This is a genomic window from Blastococcus sp. SYSU D00868 (genome assembly GCF_054050575.1).
In genome coordinates this window covers 49,841-69,343 of the sequence record NZ_JBJGZO010000006.1, presented here as the reverse complement: position 1 = coordinate 69,343, position 19,503 = coordinate 49,841, and the positions used below count along the sequence as shown (strand labels likewise).

The following is a 19,503-nucleotide window of genomic DNA, read 5'->3' as shown; positions in this document are numbered from 1 at the left end:
CCTCCCGCGCACGCGTCCCGGGGCGTTCCGTGGGCACCGACGCACCACCAGCCCACAGCACGAGGAGCACCCACCCATGCGAGGAGCCGTTCTCCACGCCCCCGGCGACGTCCGCGTCGAGGACCGCCCGGACCCGCGGATCGAGCAGCCCACCGACGCCGTCATCCGGCTGGCCGCCACCTGCGTGTGCGGCTCGGACCTGTGGCCCTACCGCGGCGCCGAGACGGTCGCGGGCCCGGCGCCGATGGGCCACGAGTACGTCGGCGTGGTCGAGGAGGTCGGCGGCGAGGTGTCGACCCTGCGGCCCGGCCAGTTCGTCGTCGGCTCGTTCTTCGCCTCCGACAACACCTGCGAGATCTGCCGGGCCGGCTACCAGTCCCGCTGCGTGCACGCCCACCCCATGGGCGCCATTGGCACGCAGGCCGAGTACGCCCGCGTCCCGCTGGCCGACGGCACGCTCGTCGCCACCCCGGAGACGCCGGACGCCGACCTGGTCCCCTCCCTGCTGGCCGCCTCCGACGTGCTCGGCACCGGCTGGTTCGCCGCCGTGGCCGCCGAGGCGGGGCCCGGCAAGACGGTCGCGGTCGTCGGGGACGGCGCCGTCGGCCTGCTCGGCGTCCTCGCCGCGGAGCAGCTCGGCGCCGAGCGCATCGTCGTCTTCAGCCGGCACGCCGACCGGCAGCGCCTCGCCCGCGAGTTCGGCGCCACCGACGTGATCACCACGCGCGGGGACGAGGGCGTCGCCGAGCTGAGGGAGCTCACCGGCGGGCTCGGCGCGCACTCGGTGATCGAGGCCGTCGGCACCCAGGAGTCGATGATGCAGGCCGTCCGGGCCACCCGGCCGGGCGGGCACGTCGGCTACGTCGGCGTCGCCCACGACGTCGCGCTGCCCGGCGACGAGCTGTTCCTCTCCGGCGTCCACCTGCACGGCGGGCCGGCGCCCGTGCGCCGGTTCCTGCCCGACCTGATCGGCCGGATCACCGACCGCGCGATCGACCCGGGCCGGGTCTTCGACCTCGCCCTGCCGCTGGAGCAGGCCGCCGAGGGCTACCGCGCGATGGACGAGCGCCGCGCGATCAAGACCCTGCTGACCGTCTGACACCCGCCACGTCAGCGCCGACCTCGTGCACGTCACGCCCGGCGCGTGCACGCACTGGCACCGCCACCCGCTGGGCCGGACCGTGTCCGTGACGGAGGGCGGCGCGGCGCCCCTGCGCTGACCCGCGGGGCGGCAGGGGTCACCCCACCAGGGACTGGAGGGCCTTCGCCGAGAGCAGCCGGGCCCACCACGGCCGCCGGGGAGCCGGCGGGGCGGGCCGGGTGCGCCGCCACAGGCGACGCGCCGGGCGCACCGCCATGGCCCCGCCCTTCATGCTGACCCAGCCACCGGGGCCCATCTGCACCACCGCCTTCGCCCCGCTGGGGCGGGCGGCCAGCCGCCGGGCGACGAGCACGCCCCCGACCACCCACTCCGCCGTGGTGATCACCCGGGTCAGGTCGACCGCCGGCTGCCAGCGCACCCGTCCACCCCGGACGACGAACGCCCCCAGGGGACGGGTCCCGGCCATCTCGGCGTCGAGGCCCGCCTCCTGCGGCCGGCCGGCGCGGCGGGTCGCGGTGTGCGCCCGGGAGACCGTCGCGGTGATGACGCTGAGGCCGTCCTGCTCGTAGGGCTCGCCGAAGCCGACCACGGCACCTCGGCGGGACGCGGGCTCGGCGGGGTCGGGGGGACGGGTCGAGTCCATGCGCGGCCTCCGGTCGGACGGCGGACGGGCGTCTCAGCCTGGCACGGCCCGCCGCCCCCGGCCAACGCCCACGCTGAGCCTGTCCGTGCTCGGCCCGCATCGCGACGGGACGGGACGGGACGCCAGGGCATCCGCCTCGCCGCCGGCACGCCACAGAGGCCGCGGATCCGGGCTGGGCCGAGCGCGCCCGTCCGCGGCAGCCACCTCGGCGCGCCCGCGTCGTCCTCGGTTGCCGAGGCAGGACGACGTCCGGTGGGATCGCGCCATGGACGTCGTCGCGACGGCACGCCCCGGTGCCGTGACCGATCCGCTGCCCGCCGACGAGCTGACCGCACTGGACACCTGGTGGCGGGCGGCGAACTACCTCTCGGTCGGGCAGATCTACCTGATGGGCAACCCGCTGCTGCGGGAGCCGCTGCGCCCGGAGCACGTCAAGCCGCGCCTGCTGGGGCACTGGGGGACCACGCCCGGGCTGAACTTCGTCTACGCACACCTCAACCGGGCCATCCGCGCCCGCGACCTGGACATGCTCTACGTGATGGGCCCCGGGCACGGCGGGCCGGGTCCGGTCGCGGCGGCCTGGCTGGAGGGCACCTACAGCGAGGTCTACCCGGAGGTCTCCCAGGACGCCGCCGGGATGGAGCGGCTGTTCACCCAGTTCTCCTTCCCCGGCGGCATCCCCAGCCACGTGGCGCCGGAGACGCCGGGCTCCATCCACGAGGGCGGCGAGCTCGGCTACGCGCTGTCCCACGCCTACGGCGCGGCCTTCGACAACCCCGGCCTCGTGGTCGCGGCCATCGTCGGCGACGGCGAGGCCGAGACCGGCCCGCTGGCCACCAGCTGGCACGCCAACAAGTTCGCCGACCCCGTGACCGACGGCGCCGTGCTGCCGATCCTGCACCTCAACGGCTACAAGATCGCCAACCCGACGGTGCTCGCCCGCATCCCGCGGGAGGAGCTGCTGGACCTGATGCGCGGCTACGGCCACGAGCCGTACCTGGTCGAGGGCGACGACCCGGCCACGATGCACCAGCAGTTCGCCGCCACCCTGGACCGCTGCCTGGACCGGATCGCCGACATCCAGCGCCGGGCCCGCGAGGACGGCGTCCGCGACCGGCCGCGCTGGCCCATGATCGTGCTCGCCTCGCCGAAGGGCTGGACCGGCCCCGCGGTCGTGGACGGCCTCCAGGTCGAGGGCACCTGGCGGTCGCACCAGGTGCCGTTCGCGAACGCCCGGGACGACGACGGCCACCGCGCGGTCCTCGAGGAGTGGCTGCGCAGCTACCAACCCGAGGAGCTGTTCGACGAGTCCGGGGCGCCGGTCCCCCTGGTCCGCGACCTGCACCCCGCAGGCCCGCGGCGGATGAGCGCGAACCCGCACACCAACGGCGGGCAGCTGCTGACCCCGCTGCGGATGCCGGACTTCCGCGACTACGCCGTCGACGTCCCCGCCCCCGGCACCGGGGCGGTGGAGTCCACGCGGGTCCTCGGGGAGTTCCTCCGCGACGTCGTGCGGGCGAACACGAGCAACTTCCGGGTGTTCGCCCCGGACGAGAACAACTCCAACCGGCTCGGCGCGGTGCTCGAGGCCACGGACCGCGCCTGGATGGCCGAGCGGCTGCCCGGCGACGACCACCTCGCGCCCGGCGGCCGGGTGATGGAGATCCTCTCCGAGCACACCTGCCAGGGCTGGCTGGAGGGCTACCTGCTCACCGGCAGGCACGGGTTCTTCTCCTGCTACGAGGCGTTCGTCCACATCGTCGACTCGATGGTCAACCAGCACGCCAAGTGGCTGAAGACCACGAACGGGATCCCCTGGCGGCGCCCGATCGCCTCGCTGAACTACCTGCTGACCTCGCACGTGTGGCGGCAGGACCACAACGGCTTCTCCCACCAGGACCCCGGCTTCATCGACCACGTGGTCAACAAGAAGGCCGACGTCATCCGCGTGTACCTGCCGCCGGACGCGAACACGCTGCTGTCGGTGGCCGACCACTGCCTGCGCACCCGGCAGTACGTCAACGTGATCGTCGCGGGGAAGCAGCCGCAGCTGCAGTACCTGGACGCCGACGCGGCCGTGGTGCACGCGACCAAGGGCATCGGCATCTGGGAGTGGGCCAGCACCGACGCCGGCGGCGAGCCCGACGTCGTCATGGCCTGCGCCGGCGACGTGCCGACGATGGAGACGCTGGCCGCGGTCGAGGTCCTCCGCGGCTTCTTCCCCGACCTGCGGATCCGGGTGGTCAACGTGGTCGACCTGATGCGGCTGCAGGACGAGCGCGAGCACCCGCACGGCCTGTCCGACGCCGCGTTCGACTCGCTGTTCACCCGGGACAAGCCGGTGGTCTTCGCCTACCACGGCTACCCGTGGCTCATCCACCGGCTGACCTACCGGCGCACCAACCACGCGAACGTCCACGTCCGCGGCTACGTCGAGGAGGGCACGACCACCACGCCGTTCGACATCTGCGTGATGAACCGGATCGACCGCTTCAACCTCGCGATCAGCGCGATCGACCGGATCCCGCGCCTGCGCGACACCGCCGGGCACGCGCGGGAGGCGCTGACCAACCGGCTCATCGAGCACCGGCGGTACGTGCGCACCCACGGCATCGACCTGCCCGAGATCCGCGACTGGCAGTGGTCCCCGGTCCGCGGTCCGCAGACCCCCGGTGCCGATCCGCTGCGGGAGCCGTCGGCGGGATGAGGGTGCTCGTGGTCAACGCCGGCTCCAGCAGCCTGAAGCTCAGCTGCCTGGACGAGGACGGCGCGGTGACCGCGGGGACGACGGTCGACGGCTGGGCCGGCGAGGAGCACCTGGCACCGCTGGCCACGTTCCTCGCGACCTGCGGCCCGGTCGACGCCGTCGGCCACCGCGTGGTGCACGGCGGGCCCCGGCACACCGGCCCCGCGCGGATCGACGACGACCTGGTCGCCCAGCTGGGCGCGATCAGCCACCTCGCGCCGATCCACAACCCGCGGGCGCTGGCGGGCATGCGGGCCACCGGCCACCTGCTCGCCGGCGCGCCGGCCGTGGCGTGCTTCGACACCACCTTCCACGCCGGCCTGCCGCCCGCGGCGCGGACCTACGCCCTGCCCCGGGAGTGGAACGCCCGCTGGGGGCTGCGCCGGTACGGCTTCCACGGCCTCAGCCACGCCCACGCCGTCCGCCGGGGCGCCGAACTGGTCGGCCGGCCGGTCGAGGAGCTGCGCATCGTGTCGGCCCACCTCGGTGCCGGCGCCTCGCTGGCCGCCGTGGTCGGCGGGCGGTCGGTCGACACGACCATGGGGTTCACCCCGCTGGCCGGGCTGGTCATGAACACGCGCCCCGGCACCCTCGACCCCGGACTGCTGCTCTGGCTGCTGGAGCGCGGCGGCGTGCCGGAGGCCGAGCTGGCCGACGTCCTCGAGCACCACGCCGGGCTGAAGGGGCTGTCGGGCACCTCCGGCGACCTGCGGGAGGTGCTGGCCGGCCGGGCGGCCGGGGACCCCGACTGCGCTCTGGCCTTCGACGTCTACCGGCACCGGCTGGTCCGCGAGATCGCGGCGATGACCGCGGCCGCCGGCGGGCTGGACCTGCTCGTGCTGACCGGCGGCGTCGGCGAGCACGCCTGGCAGGTGCGGGAGGCCGCCGCCGACGGGCTGGTCCACCTCGGGGTCGACGTGGACCGGGAACGCAACCGCGCCGCGAGCGCCGACGCCGACGTCACCGCGCCGGGTGCGGCGGTGCGCACCGTGGTCGTCACGGCGCGGGAGGACCTGGAGATCCGCCGGCAGGTGCTGGCGGTGCTGCGGCCGGCGGCGGACGACGGCGCGGCGCGTGCGGACGGAGGCGGCGGGTGACCGGGCGGAGCGGGACGGCGGGCGGGCGGGTGGTCGTGGGCGTCGACGGGTCGGAGCCGTCGGTGCAGGCCGCGGTCTACGCCGCGGAGGCCGCCCGCCGCCGCGGCGTGGGCCTGCTCGTCGTGCACGTGACGCCGTGGCAGGGGTCCGGCGACGCGCTGCCGATCGCCTCGCGCGAGGTCAGCGAACGGTTCGCGGAGAGCGCGACGCTGCTGGTGGAGGCCGCCGCCGGCACCGTGCGGCAGCGGACCGGGCTGCCCGACGTGAGCGCGGCGGTGGTCGACGACCACCCGGTCGACGGGCTGCTGGCGCTGTCGGCGGACGCCGCGCTCGTGGTGGTCGGCCGGCGCGGCATGGACGGGCTGCCCGGGCTGCTCCTCGGGTCGACCGCCGGCGCGGTGGTCCAGGGCGCGCGGTGCCCGGTGATCGCCCTGCCCGACGAGTGGGGCGGGACGGGAGCGGAGACGGGGCCCGTCGTCGCGGGGGTCGAGGGCCGCCCCGGGGACGACGAGGTCCTGGCCTTCGCCGTGGCCGAGGCCGCCGCCCGCGGCACCGACGTGGCGGCGGTGCACGCGTGGCGGGAGCCGCGGATCGAGGCCGCCGTCGGCGGATTCGGGCCGCTCGTCGACTGGAGCGGCGTCGAGGAGGTGGAACGGCAGCAGCTGACCGACGCCGTCGCCCCGTGGCGGGACCGCGAGCCCGGCGTGCGGATCACCGGGACGCTCGCCCACGACCGGGCCGCCGCCGCGCTGCTCGCGGCGGCGGCCACCGCGCAGCTGCTGGTCGTGGGGCACCGGCAGCGGGGCCGGCTCGCGCGGATCGGGTCGACCACCCACGGGCTGCTGCACCGGGCCGCCTGCCCGATCGCCGTGGTCCCGCTGGCGCGGTGACGCCGCCGTCCGCCCCGCCCGGTGGGGTCCCGGCTACTTCAGGAGGCTGCGGGCGATCACCATGCGCTGGATCTGGTTGGTGCCCTCGTAGATCTGGGTGATCTTGGCGTCGCGCATCATCCGCTCGACCGGGAAGTCGGAGGTGTAGCCGGCGCCGCCGAACAGCTGGACGGCGTCGGTGGTCACCTTCATCGCCACGTCGGAGGCGAACGCCTTGGCCGCGGCGCACAGCCGGCCCAGGTCGGGGTCGACCTTGCCGCCGTCGTGGGCGGCCTCGCCGCGGGCGGCGGCCACGTAGACCAGGTGCCGGGCGGCCTCGATCTGCATGGACATGTCGGCGAGCATGAACTGCACGCCCTGGTTGTCGCTGATCGCGCGGCCGAACTGCCTGCGCTCGCGGGTGTACTCCACGGCGGCGTCCAGCGCGCCCTGGGCGACGCCGACCGCCTGCGCGCCGATGGTCGGGCGGGTGAAGTCCAGGGTCCGCAGCGCGGTCTTGAAGCCGGTGCCCTCGGCGCCGATGATCCGGTCGGCCGGGATGGTGCAGTCGGTGAAGTAGAGCTCGCAGGTGGGCGAGCCCTTGATGCCCATCTTCTTCTCCTTCGGGCCGACCTCGAAGCCCGGGTCGTCGCGGTGCACGACGAAGGCGGAGATGCCGTTGGCCCGCTTCTCCGGGTCGGTGACGGCCATGACCGTGTACCACTCGGAGACGCCGGAGTTGGTGATCCAGGCCTTGGTGCCGTTGAGCACCCAGGTGTCGCCGTCGCGGCGGGCGCGGGTCCGCATCGCCGCGGCGTCGGAGCCGGCCTCGCGCTCGGACAGGCCGTAGCTGATCATCGCCTGGCCCGACGCGATGCTCGGCAGCACCTTCTGCTTCAGGTCCTCCGACGCCGACAGGATGATCGGCATCGAGCCGAGCTTGTTCACCGCCGGGATGAGCGAGGCGGAGACGTCGACCCGGGCGACCTCCTCGATCACGATGCAGGTCGCGATCGCGTCGGCGCCCTCGCCGCCGTAGGCCTCGGGGATGTGCGTGGCGTGGAACCCGGCGGCGGTCAGCGCCTTCTGCGCCTCGATCGGGTAGCGCGACTCGGCGTCCACCTCGGCCGCGAACGGCTTGATCTCCCGCTCGGCGATCTCGCGGACCGCGGTCCGGATCGCGTCGTGTTCCTCGGTCAGCTGGTACAGCCCGGTGCCACTCACGGCGTCGATGCTAGGACTTCCACGGACCGGTGCGGCCGCTCAGCGGGGGGTGACCTCGCTCGCCAGCCGCTCCTGCAGCGCCGCGTCCCGGGCGAGCACCGACTCGGCGAGGCCCGCCTGGAAGCGCTCGACGGCGGCGCGCAGCGCGTCGTCGGCGGCGGCCAGGATGCGGACGGCGAGCAGCCCGGCGTTGCGGCCGCCGCCGATCGAGACGGTGGCCACCGGCACCCCGGCCGGCATCTGCACGATCGACAGCAGGCTGTCCAGGCCGTCGAGCCGGTCCAGCGGGCGCGGCACGCCGATCACCGGCAGCGGCGTGGCGGCGGCGACCATCCCGGGCAGGTGGGCCGCTCCCCCGGCGCCGGCGATCACCACGCGCAGCCCGCGGCCGGCGGCGGACTCGGCGTACTCGAGCATCCGGCGCGGGGTGCGGTGCGCGGAGACGACGTGCACCTCGTGGGGGACGCCGAACTCGGCCAGCGCCTCGGCGGCCGGCTGCATCATCGGCCAGTCCGAGTCGCTGCCCATGACGATGCCGACCAGGGGATCGCTCACGCTGCTCCTCAGCGCTCCTCTCTCAGTGCTCCTCGGGGAACGCGAACGCCGGGTCGACGACGCCGTCGGCCAGGTACCGGGCCGCGGCGACCGCGCGGGCCCGGACGGTCGCCAGGTCCTCGCCGAGCGCGGTGACGTGGCCGAGCTTGCGCCCGCGCCGCTGCCCCTTGCCGTACCAGTGCAGCTTGACGTCGGGCCAGTGCGCCATGAGGTGGTGCACCCGCTCGTCGAGCGGGGGCCCGGCCCACCCGGGCTCGGCGGCGTCGCCGCCGAGCACGTTCGCCATGACCACGACGGGCGCGGTCATCGCGGTCGACCCGAGCGGGTAGTCCAGGACGGCGCGCAGGTGCTGCTCGAACTGGCTGGTGCGGGCGCCCTCGATGGTCCAGTGCCCGGAGTTGTGCGGCCGCATCGCGAGCTCGTTGACCACCACGCCGTCGGCTGTCTGGAACAGCTCGACCGCCAGCAGGCCGACGACGCCGAGCCGCTGCGCGATCCGGATGGCCAGCTCCTGGGCGGCGGTGGCGGTGGCGTCGTCCAGGCCCGGCGCCGGCGCGAGCACCTCGGTGTTGATCCCGTCACGCTGCACCGTCTCCACCACCGGCCACACCGCGACCTGCCCGAACGGCGATCGGGCCACCTGCACGGCGAGCTCGCGGACCATGTCCACCCGCTCCTCGGCCAGCAGGGTGCCGTGCCGTTCCAGCAGCGGGAGCGCGGCGGCGACGTCGTCGACGACGAACACCCCGTGCCCGTCGTAGCCGCCGCGCGGGGTCTTCAGGACCACCGGCCAGCCGTTGGCGCCGGCGAAGTCGGCGATCCCGGTGTCGGTGGCCACCTCCGCCCAGGCCGGCTGGGGCTCCCCCGCCTCGGCGAGGGCCCGCCGCAGGACGAGCTTGTCCTGCGCGTGCACCAGCGCGGCCGACCCCGGCGCGACGCGGACGCCGTCGGCCTCGAGCGCCTGCAGGTGCCCGGTCGGCACGTGCTCGTGGTCGAACGTGACCACGGTGGCGCCCTCGGCCACGGCGCGCAGCGCGTCGAGGTCGCGGTGGTCGCCCAGCCGGACGTCGGCGGCGACCAGGGCCGCGGACTCGGCGGGGTCGGTGGCCAGGACCCGCAGGGACTGGCCGAGCGCGATCGCGGCCTGGTGGGTCATGCGGGCCAGCTGCCCCCCGCCCACCATGGCGACGACGGGCAGGCCGGTGCGGGCGTCGACCGGGGCGGCGGCAGCGGAGCGGGCAGTCATGGCGCCCGCGAGGCTAGTCGGCGGCCCGATCCACCCGGCCGGCCGTGCCGGGACGCGGTCGGTCAGCGCAGAGCGGCGAGGGCGGCGCCGATCCGCCGTCCGGCCTCGGCGGCCACCGCGGCCTCGGGGTGGACCCCGTCGGCCGAGGCGCCGGGGACCCACGTGCCGTCCCCGGCGTCGGCGGCGCCCCACGGGTCGACGTGGGTCCAGCCCCGCGCGGCCGCGAGCCGGGCCAGCGCCGCGTCGTACTGCTGCCGCGCGGGGGTCACGACGTCGTTGGGGGCGATCGCGACGACGACCACCCGCCGCGCCCCGGCGGTCGCCACGATCCCCTCCAGCGCGGCCGCGGACTCCTCCCAGGGCCGGACCTGCATCACGTCGTTGGTGCCGGCCATCACGACCAGCACGTCGGCGGCCATGGGGGGAACCCCGGCGAGCATGTCCGTCGTCCTCGCGCCCGGGACCGCCCAGCCGTCGACCAGCCGCAGCCCGGTGGCGGCGTCGGCGGCGGGCACCCAGGAGGCCCCGCCGGCGACGACGGCGCCGTCGATCACCGCGCCGCCGGCGGTGATCGAGTCGCCGACCACGGCGAAGGACGTGAGGACCGGCGCCACCCGCTTCGGCGGCCGGCTGGTCGACGCGAGCGCGTCGGTCGGCGCGGTCCCCGCCGCGCCGGTGGCCTCGCGGGGGGCGGCCGCGGGCGAGGCGTCCGGCGTGGCCGCCGCCTGCTCCGCGGCCGCCGGCGCGCAGGCCGTGAGCCCCGCAAGCAGGGCGACCGCCGCGAGCACGCCCGCGACGGCCCGGATCCGGCGGGGCACGAGCGCGGGCAGCGGTGCGGTCACCCGTCCAGCGTCGGGCCCGCGACGGGGAGTCGCGACCGATCAGCTGTGCGTCACCTGGCCGTCCGGGAGCGCCGCGGGCGGCCGCGACACGCCGCGAGAGCCCGTCCCGGCCGGGCTCGTTGGCGCCATATGCCGAGGTCAGCCGCGCGGGATTGTGACTCGTGTGGCTGGTGGTGGGGGGCACCGGTGACGGAGCGTTTCACCACGGGCGACGCGCGCCGCGGCTGCTAATTTTCGGCAGAAGCAACGGAACGCACGCCTTCAGATACTGCACGTCACTGCCGATACTGGGCCGCGCTTCCGCCGGCTGCCGACCACTTCCCGACGGGGGCTCAGACGCGCGTGCACGACACCCAGGTCCTCGATCCGTCCACCCGGCCGCTCCCCGCCGTCCCGGCGCCCCGCGCGCCGGAGGCCTCAACGGCCGCCCCGACTCCGACGGCACCCCGGGCCGAGGCCCCGCGGAAGGCCGCCGGCCACGCGCCGCGGCTGGACATCCAGGGCCTGCGCGCCGTCGCCGTCCTGCTCGTGGTCGTCTACCACCTGCGGCCCGACGTGCTGCGCGGCGGCTTCGTCGGCGTCGACGTCTTCTTCGTGATCTCCGGCTTCCTCATCGTCGGCTCCCTCGGCCGCGAGGCGGCGCGGACCGGCACGATCTCGCTGCGGTCCTTCTACGCCAAGCGCATCCGGCGCCTGCTGCCCGCGTCGGCGCTGGTCCTGCTCGCCGTCATGGCCGCGACGATCGTCCTGATGCCGCTGAGCCGGTGGGGCGACACCGGCAGGGACCTGATCACCTCCGCGCTCAACGTCCAGAACTGGGCGCTGGCGCTCAGCGACGGCTACGCCGCCGCGACCGAGGCCGTCTCGCCGCTGCAGCACTTCTGGTCGCTGGCGGTCGAGGAGCAGTTCTACCTCGTCGCGCCGGTGCTGATCATCGCCCTCGTCTGGCTGGCCGGCCGCCTGGCCCGCCCCCGGATGGCGCTGATCGTCGCCGGGATGGTCCTGGTCACCGTCGCCTCGCTGGTCCACTCCGTGTGGTTCTCGGTCACCGACCACGACGTCGCCTACTTCGCCACCACCACCCGCATGTGGGAGCTGACCGCCGGCGGCCTGCTCGCCCTGGCGGGCACCCGGCTGCGGCTGCCGCGCGCCGTCCGCGAGGCCGCCGGCTGGGTCGGCATCGCGGCGATCGCCGCGTCGGCGTACCTCTTCACCACCGAGATGGCCTTCCCGGGCTGGATCGCCGTCGTCCCGGTGCTCGGCACCGTGTTCGTGATCATGGTCGGCACGCCCGCGGACGCCGCCGGGCAGACCTCGGTGTCCCGGCTGCTCAGCACCCGCCCGGCCACGTTCGTCGGCGACATCAGCTACTCGCTGTACCTGTGGCACTGGCCGGTCATCGTCTTCCACGGCTTCCTCGTCCTGCACCCGCCGACCAAGGTCGAGTGCCTGGTGCTGCTCGGCGTCTCGATCGCGCTGGCCTGGGTGTCGACCCGGTTCGTGGAGGCCCCGTTCCGCAGCGGCCGGAGCACCCGCCACGGCGGCTCCCCCACGCGCGGCGCCTTCCGGCTGGGCGCGCTGCTGGTCGCCGCCAGCGTGGCGGCCGGGCTCGGCCCGTGGCTGTACGTCGACCACCGGCAGGCGCAGCTGGCCGACCAGCGGCTCGACGCCGACCACCCGGGTGGCGCCGAGGTCCTGCCCGAGGACCTGCCGGCCGCGAGCGCCCCGATCATCCCCGACCCCGCGGTCGCCGACGCCGACCGTCCGCTGGTCGACGACGAGGAGTGCCCGGTCTACGACCCGCGCACGATGGACCGCGACGCCTGCGTCTACGGCGACACGAGCTCCCGGTTCACGGTCGTCCTGACGGGCGACTCGCACGCCGGGCAGTACAGCACCCCGCTGGACGAGATCGCCCAGGCGCAGGGCTGGCGGCTGCAGAGCATGGCCCGCAACGGGTGCCCCTTCGGTGCCGCGCCTTCGATCCAGGGCGAGCGGGTCGACGTCGACTGCACCGAGGCCAACGCGATCACCCGGGACCAGATCCTGGAGATCCACCCGCGGGCCGTGGTCACCTCCGCGATGAACCCGGCCGGCTACGCGCAGGACCACTCCTGGCGGTGGGAGTCCTTCGACCAGCAGGTGCAGGGCTACCGCGACCTGTGGGGTCCGCTGGTCGCCGCCGGCATCCCGATCCTGGTGATCCGCGACAACCCGACGCCGTCCTTCGTCGGCCCCGAGTGCGTCGAGCGCCACGGCCCGGACAGCAGCGAGTGCGTCATCCCCCGCGCCGAGGGGGTCGACGACCAGCCCGACCCGCTGGTCGCCGCCGCCGAGGGCATGGACGGCGTCCACGTGCTCGACCTGACGGCGCACCTGTGCAACAGCGAGGTCTGCCCCGCGGTCATCGGCAACGTGCTGGTCTACCGGGACAACCACATGACCGACACGTTCGCGCTGAGCCTGGCCGGCCCGCTGCAGGAGGCCCTGACCGGGATCGTCTGACCGGCGGGGCCGGGCCGGCCCCCGCTCGTCGCCTCCTAGGATCGACCGGGTGCCGCCCGCCCGCCCGTGGACCGTGCGCCTGCGCCGGTCCTGGCGGTCGCTGCTGCGGGAGCTGGGCGCCTTCGGCGTGGTCGGGGCGGCGTGCTTCGCCCTCGACGTCGGCCTGTTCCAGCTGTGCGCCTCGGGGCTCGGCTGGAGCCCGGTCCTCGCCAAGGCGACCTCGGCCTCGGTGTCGGCCGCGGTCGCGTTCGTCGGGCACCGGTGGTGGTCGTTCTCCCGGCGGGCCCGCACCGGGCTGCCCCGCGAGGGCCTGCTGTTCGCCGCGGTGAACGTGGTGACCCTGCTGATCGGCGTGGCGATCGTCGGCGTCGCCCGCTACGGGCTGGGCCTGACCGGGCCGCTGCAGCTGCAGGCGGCCAACGTCACGGCGATCGCCGTCGGCACGCTGGTCCGGTTCACCGCCTACCGCAGCTGGGTCTTCCCCGCCGTCGACCGCCGGGCCGGGGTCAGCCCGCCAGCCGGGAGCCCGACCGACCGCTGATCACCTCGAGGCGGGTGGGGATGCGGGTGCGCAGCTCCTCGACGTGGCTGATGACGCCGACGGTCCGGCCGCCGCGCCGCAGCTCGTCGAGGACGTCCATCACCGCGTCCAGCGCCCCGGCGTCGAGGGTGCCGAACCCCTCGTCGACGAAGAGGGTGTCCATCTGCACCCCGCCGCTCTCGGCGGTGACGACGTCGGCGAGGGCCAGCGCCAGGGCGAGCGAGGCCATGAAGCTCTCCCCGCCGGAGAGTGTCTTGGTCGGCCGCAGGGTGCCCGTGTACTCGTCGAAGACCTCGAGCCCCAGGCCGCCGCGGGCGCCGTGCCGGCCCTGCGCGTCGCTGTGCCGGAAGGTGTAGCGGCTGCCGGACATCTCCAGCAGCCGGCGCCCGGCCACCTCGGCCACCTGCTCCAGCCGCGCCGCCAGCACGAAGGACTGCAGCCGCATCCGCAGGGTGTTGGCGCCCCGGCCGTTGACCAGGTCGGCCAGCCCGGCGACCTGGTCGGCGACGGTCCGCCGCTCGTGCAGCCGCACCTCGGCGGCGACGACGTCCCCGGCCAGGGCGTCGAGCTCGGCGCTGCACCGGGCGGCCCGGTCCAGCGCGGCGACGGCGTCCTCGCGGGCGGCGGTGGCGGCGGCGCAGCGGGCCTCGGCCGCCGCCGGGTCGGGCGCCGGCCCGAGGTCGCCGAGCTCCGGGTCCGCCAGCACGCGGCGGACCGCGTCCCGGGCCCGCTCGTGCGCGGTGACCCGCTGCTCGAGCCCGGCCAGCTCGGCCGGGTCGAGCAGCGCGTCCGCGGCGGCCAGGACGTCGTCGAAGCCGGCGCCGGCGGCCCGTTCCTCGGCGGCCCGCCGGGCGGCGTCGGCCGCCACCCGGGCCCGCAGCTCGGCGGCCGCGGCGTCGAGCACCGCCTCGCAGCGCTCCGCGGCGGCGGTCAGCCGGCGGGCGCGGGCGGCCAGGTCGGCGTCCTCCCCGCGGACCGCGTCCAGCCGGCCGGTGAGCGCGGTGAGCTCGGCCTCCAGCGTGGCCCGCTCGGCGGTGCGGCCGCCCAGCTGCTCGCGGTCGGCGGCCAGCCGGGCGGTCAGCCCGTCCCGCTCCTCGACGAGCCCGGCGAGCTCGGCGCGGGCCGGGGCCAGGTCGGCGGCGGCCGCGTCGAGGTCGGCCTCGGCCCGCTCGGCGGCGGCCGCGGCGGCCTCGAGCTCGGGCAGCGGCCGCTCCCCCGCCCGGGCGCGCAGCACGGCGAGCTCGCGGGCGCGCTCCTCGGCGGTGGCGATCGCGGCGGTGGCGGCGGCCTCGGCGGCGTCGGCGGCCTCCCGGGCGCGGTCCTCGTCCTCTGCCGAGACCGCCGGGCCGGCGGCGGTGGCCGGGCGGGGGTGCTCGACGGAGCCGCAGACCGGGCAGTCGGCGCCCTCGGCCAGGCCGGCGGCGAGCTCGGCGGCCATGCCGTCGAGCCGCCGCGTGCGCAGGTCGAGCAGCTCCTCCCGGGCGGTCAGCCGGCGCTCGCGCGCGGCGTCGGCGGCGGCGCGGGCCCGCTCCAGCCGCGCGGCCGCCCGCTCGGCGCCGCGCCCGGCGGCGAGCGCGTCCCGCGCGGCCTCGGCGTCGGCGGCGCGGGCCGGCAGCCCGGCGACGGCCGCGGCGGCCGTGTCGACCCGGGTCTGCGCCGCGGCGATCGCCCCCGGCAGCCCGCCGAGGGCCTCCTCGGCGGCGGCGCAGCGCCGGGCCAGACGGGCGGTGTCGGCGGTCAGCCGGGCGAGCCGGTCGGCCAGCTCGGCGGCCCGGCCGGCCTCCGGCTGCAGCGCCCGGGCCTCCGCGGCGGCGTCGCGCAGCCGGCGGGCCACGTCGGTGGCGGGGTCGTGCGGCTCGCCGGTGGCCGCCCACGCGCGCCGCGCGGCGTCGAGGCCGGCCTCGGCGCGCTCGGCCTCCGCAGCCGCGCGGCCGGCGGCCTCCAGCGCGTCCCGGAGCGCCTCGGCGCGCCGGCCGGCGTCCAGCCGGGCGCGGACCGGCGCGAGGGCCGGCTCGGCCGCGGCGAGGCGGGCCAGCTCCTGCTCGGCGCGGGCCCGCCGGGCGTGCCGGTCGGCCAGCAGGCGCGCGGCGGCCAGCTCCCGCGTCGCCGCCGTCGCGGCCGCGGCCGCGGCGTCGGCGGCCTCCCGGGCGCCGGCCAGGTCGCGCGCGGCGCCGGTGCGCAGCCGGGTGACCCACGCGTCGACCGGGCCGCCGGGATCGGCCCCGACCAGCTCGGGCGCCAGCTCCTCGGGCACGGCCGCGTCGGCGGTCTGGGCGACCCGGGCGAGCAGGGTGGACAGGTTCAGCCGTTCCCCGCGCAGCGCCTCCTCCGCGGCCCGGCGCTCTCCGGCCAGCCAGTCCTCCACCCGGGCGAACCGGCCGACGTCGAACAGCGTGCGCAGGAGCTCGGCGCGGTGCTCGGGCTCGGCGCGCAGGAACCGCGCGAAGTCGCCCTGCGGCAGCAGCACCACCTGGCAGAACTGGTGGACGTCGAGCCCCAGCCGGCCGCGCAGGTACTCGCTGCCCTCGTCGATCCGGGTGCTCACCGCCTCCCAGCCGTCGGGCCCCTGCCGCTGGACCAGCAGCCGGGCCGGCTCGGTCGTGGTGCCGGCCCCGCGCTTCTTGGGCCGGGTCTGCTCGGGCCGGCGGGTGACCAGCAGCCGCTCCGCGCCGAGGGTGAGCTCGCAGGAGACCTCGGTCCGGGTGGCGGCGTCGGCGTGGTCGCTGCGCAGCCGTTTCTCCTCGCCGCGCGCGCCCGGCACCGTGCCGTAGAGGGCGAAGACGACCGCGTCGAGCAGCGTGGTCTTGCCCGCGCCGGTCGGCCCCCAGAGCAGGAACAGCCCGTCGCGGGCCAGGTCGTCGAGGTCGACGTCCTCGGTGGCCGGGAAGGGGCCGAAGGCGGTCAGCGACAGCCGGTGCAGCCTCATCCGGCGGCCTCCGCGCGGGCGGCGGCGCCCAGCGCCCGGACGAGCAGCTCCCGCTCGGCCGGGGTGGCGCCGACGCCGCTGCGGACGTGGCTGACGAACTCCCCCACCACGTCGAGGTCGCCGCGGCCGGCGAGCCGCTCGGTGTAGCTGCGGCCGTCGCCGACCCGGCCGCTGCCGGCCCACTCGAGGTGCGCGCAGTACGGGAAGCGGGTGCGCAGCCGCCGCATCGGGTCCACCGGGCGGACCGGGTCGGTGAGCCGGGCGGAGACGAACGCCTCTTCGGCCGCGGCGTGGGCGGGGTCGGCGAGCAGCTCGTCGAGGGTGCCGGCGAGCACGACCAGCGGCCGCGGCACCGGCAGCGGCACGGCGCGGACCCCGGCCAGCCCGGAGGCGTCGAGGTCGACCAGCCACACCTGCTTCTGCTGGCCGGCCTCGCCGAAGGAGTAGGCCAGCGGCGAGCCGCTGTAGCGCAGCCGCTCGGTGAGGGTCTGCGGGCGGTGCAGGTGGCCCAGCGCCACGTAGTCGACGCCGTCGAACACCGGCACCGGCACCCGGTCCACCCCGCCGACGCTGATGTCGCGCTCGCTCTCGCTGGGCAGCCCGCCGCCCACGAAGGCGTGCGCGAGCACCACCGACCGCGCCCCCGGGCGCATGTACAGGTCGGCGCGGACGCGCTCCATCGCGGCGGCGAGCACGGCCTCGTGGGAGCGCGCGCCGGTCACGCCGAGCTCGTCGCGGGCGATCTCCGGCTCGAGGTAGGGCAACCCGTAGAGGGCGACCTCGCCGTGCTCGTCGGCCAGCAGGACCGGCTCGTCGACGCCCGCGGTGGCGGCGCGCACGTGCACCCCGGAGACGGCCAGCAGGCCGGCGGCGAACCCCAGCCGGCGGGCGGAGTCGTGGTTGCCCGGGGTGAGGACGACGGTGGCGCCGGCGGCCCGCAGGCGGGTGAGCACGCGGTCGAGGACCGCGGTCGCGTCGGCCGAGGGCACCGCCCGGTCGTAGACGTCCCCGGCCACGACCACGACGTCGACGCCCTCGTCGGTCACGATCCGGGCCAGGCCGCCGAGCACGGCCTCCTGCTCGCGGAGCAGGTCGACGCCGTGCAGCGACCGCCCCACGTGCCAGTCGGAGGTGTGCAGGAGCCGCATGGACCGGGACGGTAGGTCGCCCCACCGACAGAACCGGCCAGGCTCGCCGTGACCGATCCGTCACACTCCGCGGGGCGACCGCGGGTCAGTGGGTGGGCGCGCCGTAGGCCTGGTCGTCGCCGCGCAGGTAGCCGGCGTTCTCCCGGCCGCGCCGGTCGGCGTCCTCCTCGATCATGTGGTTGATCAGCTGCTGGACGCCGTCGCTGTCGGGGATCTGCCGGAGCACCGTGGCGCCGCTGTCGCCGGCGGACTCGATGGTGATCGTCCCCGACTGGATGAGCCGCTCCCAGATGTTCTGGCTGTAGGAGACGTCGGTGATCCGCGACAGCCCGATGTCGCGCCCCTTCCGGGCGAGGATCCCCTCGCGGAACAGCAGCCGGTGGCTGGTGATCACGTAGTGGGTCGTGCGCCAGCGCAGCAGCGGCACCAGCACGAGCACGAGCAGCAGGACCAGGGCCGCGCCGGCGATGAGCAGCCGGTACAGGCCGGCCCGCTCGCTGTCCGACGGCACGAGCGCGGCCCCGAACGACGCGGCACCGACGATCACCAGGAAGCCGACGACCGGCCAGAAGACGGTCAGCCAGTGCGGGTGCAGGTGACGCACGACCTCTTCGTCGCGGGCGAGCAGCTTGTCGGGGTAGCCCATGGCGCACAGGATGACCCAGCCCGGGGCGCTCAGGGCGCTGCGACGTCCTCGGGGACGCGCACCGGCCCCACGGTCCCCACCCGTTCCCGCGCCCGCGGCGCGGGCACGCGGCGCGCCGTCCCCTCGTGGCGGAGCAGCACCGTGGGGCGGTCCGCCCCGTCGGCCGGCACCCGGGGGCCCTGGGCCCAGCGGCCGGGCCCGCGGCCGCGCAGCCGGCGGCGCGCCGGCTCCTCCACCCAGCGGTGCAGCACGTAGGCCAGCGCCACCGACACGAACAGCAGCTGCGGCAGCAGCAGGGTGCCCAGCGCCGTGCCGTCGGCGAAGGCGGGGACGCGGTCCATCACGGTGCGGCCCACCTCGAACAGGCACATGTGCACCAGGTAGAGGGCGTAGGAGATGCGGCCGCCGAGGACCATCGCCGGCCGCGCCAGGAAGCCGGCCACGCCGTCCTGGCTCAGCGCCAGGGCGCCGACCAGGACCGGGATCAGCGGCACCAGGACGCCGTAGTGGTCGACGCCGGGCACGTCCTGGGCGCGCCAGGTCGCCCAGACGACGACGATCGCCGCCTCGACGAGCACGGCCCAGACGACGACGGTGGCCGCCCGGGCGGTCCGCGGCCCCCGCGGGAGCCGCCGCACCGCCAGGCAGGTGAGGACGCCGGCGGCGAACCCGGCGGCGATGCGGCCGAGGCCGATCCAGTCGTGGGTCGGCGTCCCGGTCCGGTAGCAGAGGTAGGCGAAGGGCAGCATCGCGCCGACCGCCAGCGCCCCGCTCACCCAGGCGGGCAGCCGGCGGCAGCGCCACGCGGCCAGGACCAGCAGCGGGAAGGCGCAGTAGGCGGCCCACTCGGCGCTGACCGACCAGCCGGGGCCGACGTAGGAGGTCCCGAACAGGCTCGGGCCGTGCCACAGCTGCACCATCAGCAGCTGCTCGACCAGGTCCAGGACGCCGAGGTCGGGCTGCACCCGCTGGTAGGCCACCGCGCCGTCGGCGACGACCGTGCTCTTGGCCAGCAGCCAGAGCCAGAACCCGACGGTCACCAGCGCCCACAGCGGCCAGATCCGGCAGATCCGCGCCCAGAGGAACTCGACCGCCGGGCGCAGCCGCAGCCGCGGGCCCAGGGTGTCCAGGTAGGTGTGCGCGATGACGAAGCCGCTGAGCACGAAGAAGACGTCGACGCCCAGCCAGCCGGGCGCGATCAGCCAGCGGAAGGTGTCCCAGACGCCGGCGAACGCGGCGTCCTCCCGCCACGGGAAGTGGTAGACGACCACCCACGCGGCGGCGACGATCCGCAGCCCGGTCAGCGCGCGGATCTCCCCGCCCCGCCCCGCGGCCGCCGATCCCGTCCCGTCGCGCTCTGTGTGCACGCGGTGACCGTAGGGTCTGCATCGGCCGCCGCCCGGCCCGACGTGC

15 protein-coding genes are annotated in these 19,503 nt (G+C 76.5%); 6 read left to right on the top strand and 9 right to left on the bottom strand.

Features of this window, described 5'->3' with window-relative positions:
- The first annotated feature begins 76 nt into the window (after positions 1 to 76).
- Positions 77 to 1,099, top strand: coding sequence for a zinc-dependent alcohol dehydrogenase family protein (locus tag ACI79F_RS07390; protein ID WP_456545787.1), 1,023 nt, complete (start codon positions 77 to 79; stop codon positions 1,097 to 1,099).
- Between the two features lie 139 nt (positions 1,100 to 1,238).
- On the opposite strand, the gene ACI79F_RS07385 is transcribed toward ACI79F_RS07390, so the two are convergent.
- Positions 1,239 to 1,745, bottom strand: a complete 507-nt coding sequence (locus ACI79F_RS07385) for a hypothetical protein (RefSeq protein ID WP_456545788.1) — start codon at positions 1,743 to 1,745, stop codon at positions 1,239 to 1,241.
- A 265-nt stretch (positions 1,746 to 2,010) separates the two neighbouring features.
- On the opposite strand from ACI79F_RS07385, the gene ACI79F_RS07380 reads away from it, so the two are divergent.
- Genes ACI79F_RS07380 through ACI79F_RS07370 form a run of 3 tightly spaced genes read left to right on the top strand, consistent with a single transcriptional unit; the run spans position 2,011 to position 6,478 of the window.
- Positions 2,011 to 4,452, top strand: coding sequence for a phosphoketolase family protein (locus ACI79F_RS07380; RefSeq protein WP_456545789.1), 2,442 nt, complete (start codon positions 2,011 to 2,013; stop codon positions 4,450 to 4,452).
- Positions 4,449 to 5,588 (top strand): acetate/propionate family kinase, encoded by a 1,140-nt coding sequence (locus tag ACI79F_RS07375; RefSeq protein ID WP_456545790.1) that lies wholly within the window; start codon positions 4,449 to 4,451, stop codon positions 5,586 to 5,588. The genes ACI79F_RS07380 and ACI79F_RS07375 overlap by 4 nt, the downstream gene beginning before the upstream one ends.
- Positions 5,585 to 6,478: a universal stress protein gene (locus tag ACI79F_RS07370; protein WP_456545791.1), complete on the top strand. Its 894-nt coding sequence runs from the start codon at positions 5,585 to 5,587 to the stop codon at positions 6,476 to 6,478. Before ACI79F_RS07375 ends, ACI79F_RS07370 begins: the two co-directional genes overlap by 4 nt.
- A gap of 33 nt (positions 6,479 to 6,511) precedes the next feature.
- On the opposite strand, the gene ACI79F_RS07365 is transcribed toward ACI79F_RS07370, so the two are convergent.
- From ACI79F_RS07365 to ACI79F_RS07350, 4 genes are all read right to left on the bottom strand, one after another.
- Entirely contained in the window at positions 6,512 to 7,681 is a 1,170-nt protein-coding gene (locus ACI79F_RS07365) for an acyl-CoA dehydrogenase family protein (RefSeq protein ID WP_456545792.1), read from the bottom strand.
- Positions 7,682 to 7,720: 39 nt separating this feature from the next.
- On the bottom strand, positions 7,721 to 8,236 hold the full coding sequence (gene purE / locus ACI79F_RS07360; RefSeq protein WP_456545793.1) for a 5-(carboxyamino)imidazole ribonucleotide mutase: 516 nt from the start codon (positions 8,234 to 8,236) through the stop codon (positions 7,721 to 7,723).
- Between the two features lie 22 nt (positions 8,237 to 8,258).
- On the bottom strand, positions 8,259 to 9,482 hold the full coding sequence (locus ACI79F_RS07355; RefSeq protein ID WP_456545794.1) for a 5-(carboxyamino)imidazole ribonucleotide synthase: 1,224 nt from the start codon (positions 9,480 to 9,482) through the stop codon (positions 8,259 to 8,261).
- A gap of 62 nt (positions 9,483 to 9,544) precedes the next feature.
- Positions 9,545 to 10,324, bottom strand: a complete 780-nt coding sequence (locus ACI79F_RS07350; RefSeq protein ID WP_456545795.1) for an SGNH/GDSL hydrolase family protein — start codon at positions 10,322 to 10,324, stop codon at positions 9,545 to 9,547.
- A gap of 342 nt (positions 10,325 to 10,666) precedes the next feature.
- Here ACI79F_RS07350 and ACI79F_RS07345 point away from each other — a divergent pair, with 342 nt between their 5' ends.
- Both ACI79F_RS07345 and ACI79F_RS07340 read left to right on the top strand, forming a co-directional pair.
- Positions 10,667 to 12,829: an acyltransferase family protein gene (locus tag ACI79F_RS07345; RefSeq protein ID WP_456545796.1), complete on the top strand. Its 2,163-nt coding sequence runs from the start codon at positions 10,667 to 10,669 to the stop codon at positions 12,827 to 12,829.
- Between the two features lie 49 nt (positions 12,830 to 12,878).
- Entirely contained in the window at positions 12,879 to 13,370 is a 492-nt protein-coding gene (locus ACI79F_RS07340) for a GtrA family protein (RefSeq protein ID WP_456545797.1), read from the top strand.
- Here the strand turns inward: ACI79F_RS07340 and ACI79F_RS07335 are convergent.
- The 4 genes from ACI79F_RS07335 to ACI79F_RS07320 all read right to left on the bottom strand — a co-directional run bounded on the left by ACI79F_RS07335 (position 13,336) and on the right by ACI79F_RS07320 (position 19,457).
- Positions 13,336 to 16,296: an AAA family ATPase gene (locus ACI79F_RS07335; protein ID WP_456545798.1), complete on the bottom strand. Its 2,961-nt coding sequence runs from the start codon at positions 16,294 to 16,296 to the stop codon at positions 13,336 to 13,338. The genes ACI79F_RS07340 and ACI79F_RS07335 overlap by 35 nt on opposite strands.
- On the bottom strand, positions 16,293 to 17,444 hold the full coding sequence (locus ACI79F_RS07330) for an exonuclease SbcCD subunit D (protein WP_456545799.1): 1,152 nt from the start codon (positions 17,442 to 17,444) through the stop codon (positions 16,293 to 16,295). The genes ACI79F_RS07335 and ACI79F_RS07330 overlap by 4 nt, the downstream gene beginning before the upstream one ends.
- Positions 17,445 to 17,529: 85 nt before the next feature.
- On the bottom strand, positions 17,530 to 18,090 hold the full coding sequence (locus ACI79F_RS07325; protein ID WP_456545800.1) for a PH domain-containing protein: 561 nt from the start codon (positions 18,088 to 18,090) through the stop codon (positions 17,530 to 17,532).
- Between the two features lie 29 nt (positions 18,091 to 18,119).
- Positions 18,120 to 19,457: an acyltransferase family protein gene (locus ACI79F_RS07320; RefSeq protein ID WP_456545801.1), complete on the bottom strand. Its 1,338-nt coding sequence runs from the start codon at positions 19,455 to 19,457 to the stop codon at positions 18,120 to 18,122.
- Between the last annotated feature and the right edge of the window lie 46 nt (positions 19,458 to 19,503).

What these genes read in the sequence shown, in the direction of transcription:
- ACI79F_RS07390 (WP_456545787.1), top strand. Translation starts at nt 77, where the DNA reads ATGCGAGGAGCCGTTCTCCACGCCCCCGGCGACGTCCGCGTCGAGGAC.
- ACI79F_RS07385 (WP_456545788.1), bottom strand. Translation starts at nt 1,745, where the DNA reads ATGGACTCGACCCGTCCCCCCGACCCCGCCGAGCCCGCGTCCCGCCGA.
- ACI79F_RS07380 (WP_456545789.1), top strand. Translation starts at nt 2,011, where the DNA reads ATGGACGTCGTCGCGACGGCACGCCCCGGTGCCGTGACCGATCCGCTG.
- ACI79F_RS07375 (WP_456545790.1), top strand. Translation starts at nt 4,449, where the DNA reads ATGAGGGTGCTCGTGGTCAACGCCGGCTCCAGCAGCCTGAAGCTCAGC.
- ACI79F_RS07355 (WP_456545794.1), bottom strand. Translation starts at nt 9,482, where the DNA reads ATGACTGCCCGCTCCGCTGCCGCCGCCCCGGTCGACGCCCGCACCGGC.
- ACI79F_RS07335 (WP_456545798.1), bottom strand. Translation starts at nt 16,296, where the DNA reads ATGAGGCTGCACCGGCTGTCGCTGACCGCCTTCGGCCCCTTCCCGGCC.
- ACI79F_RS07330 (WP_456545799.1), bottom strand. Translation starts at nt 17,444, where the DNA reads ATGCGGCTCCTGCACACCTCCGACTGGCACGTGGGGCGGTCGCTGCAC.
- ACI79F_RS07325 (WP_456545800.1), bottom strand. Translation starts at nt 18,090, where the DNA reads ATGGGCTACCCCGACAAGCTGCTCGCCCGCGACGAAGAGGTCGTGCGT.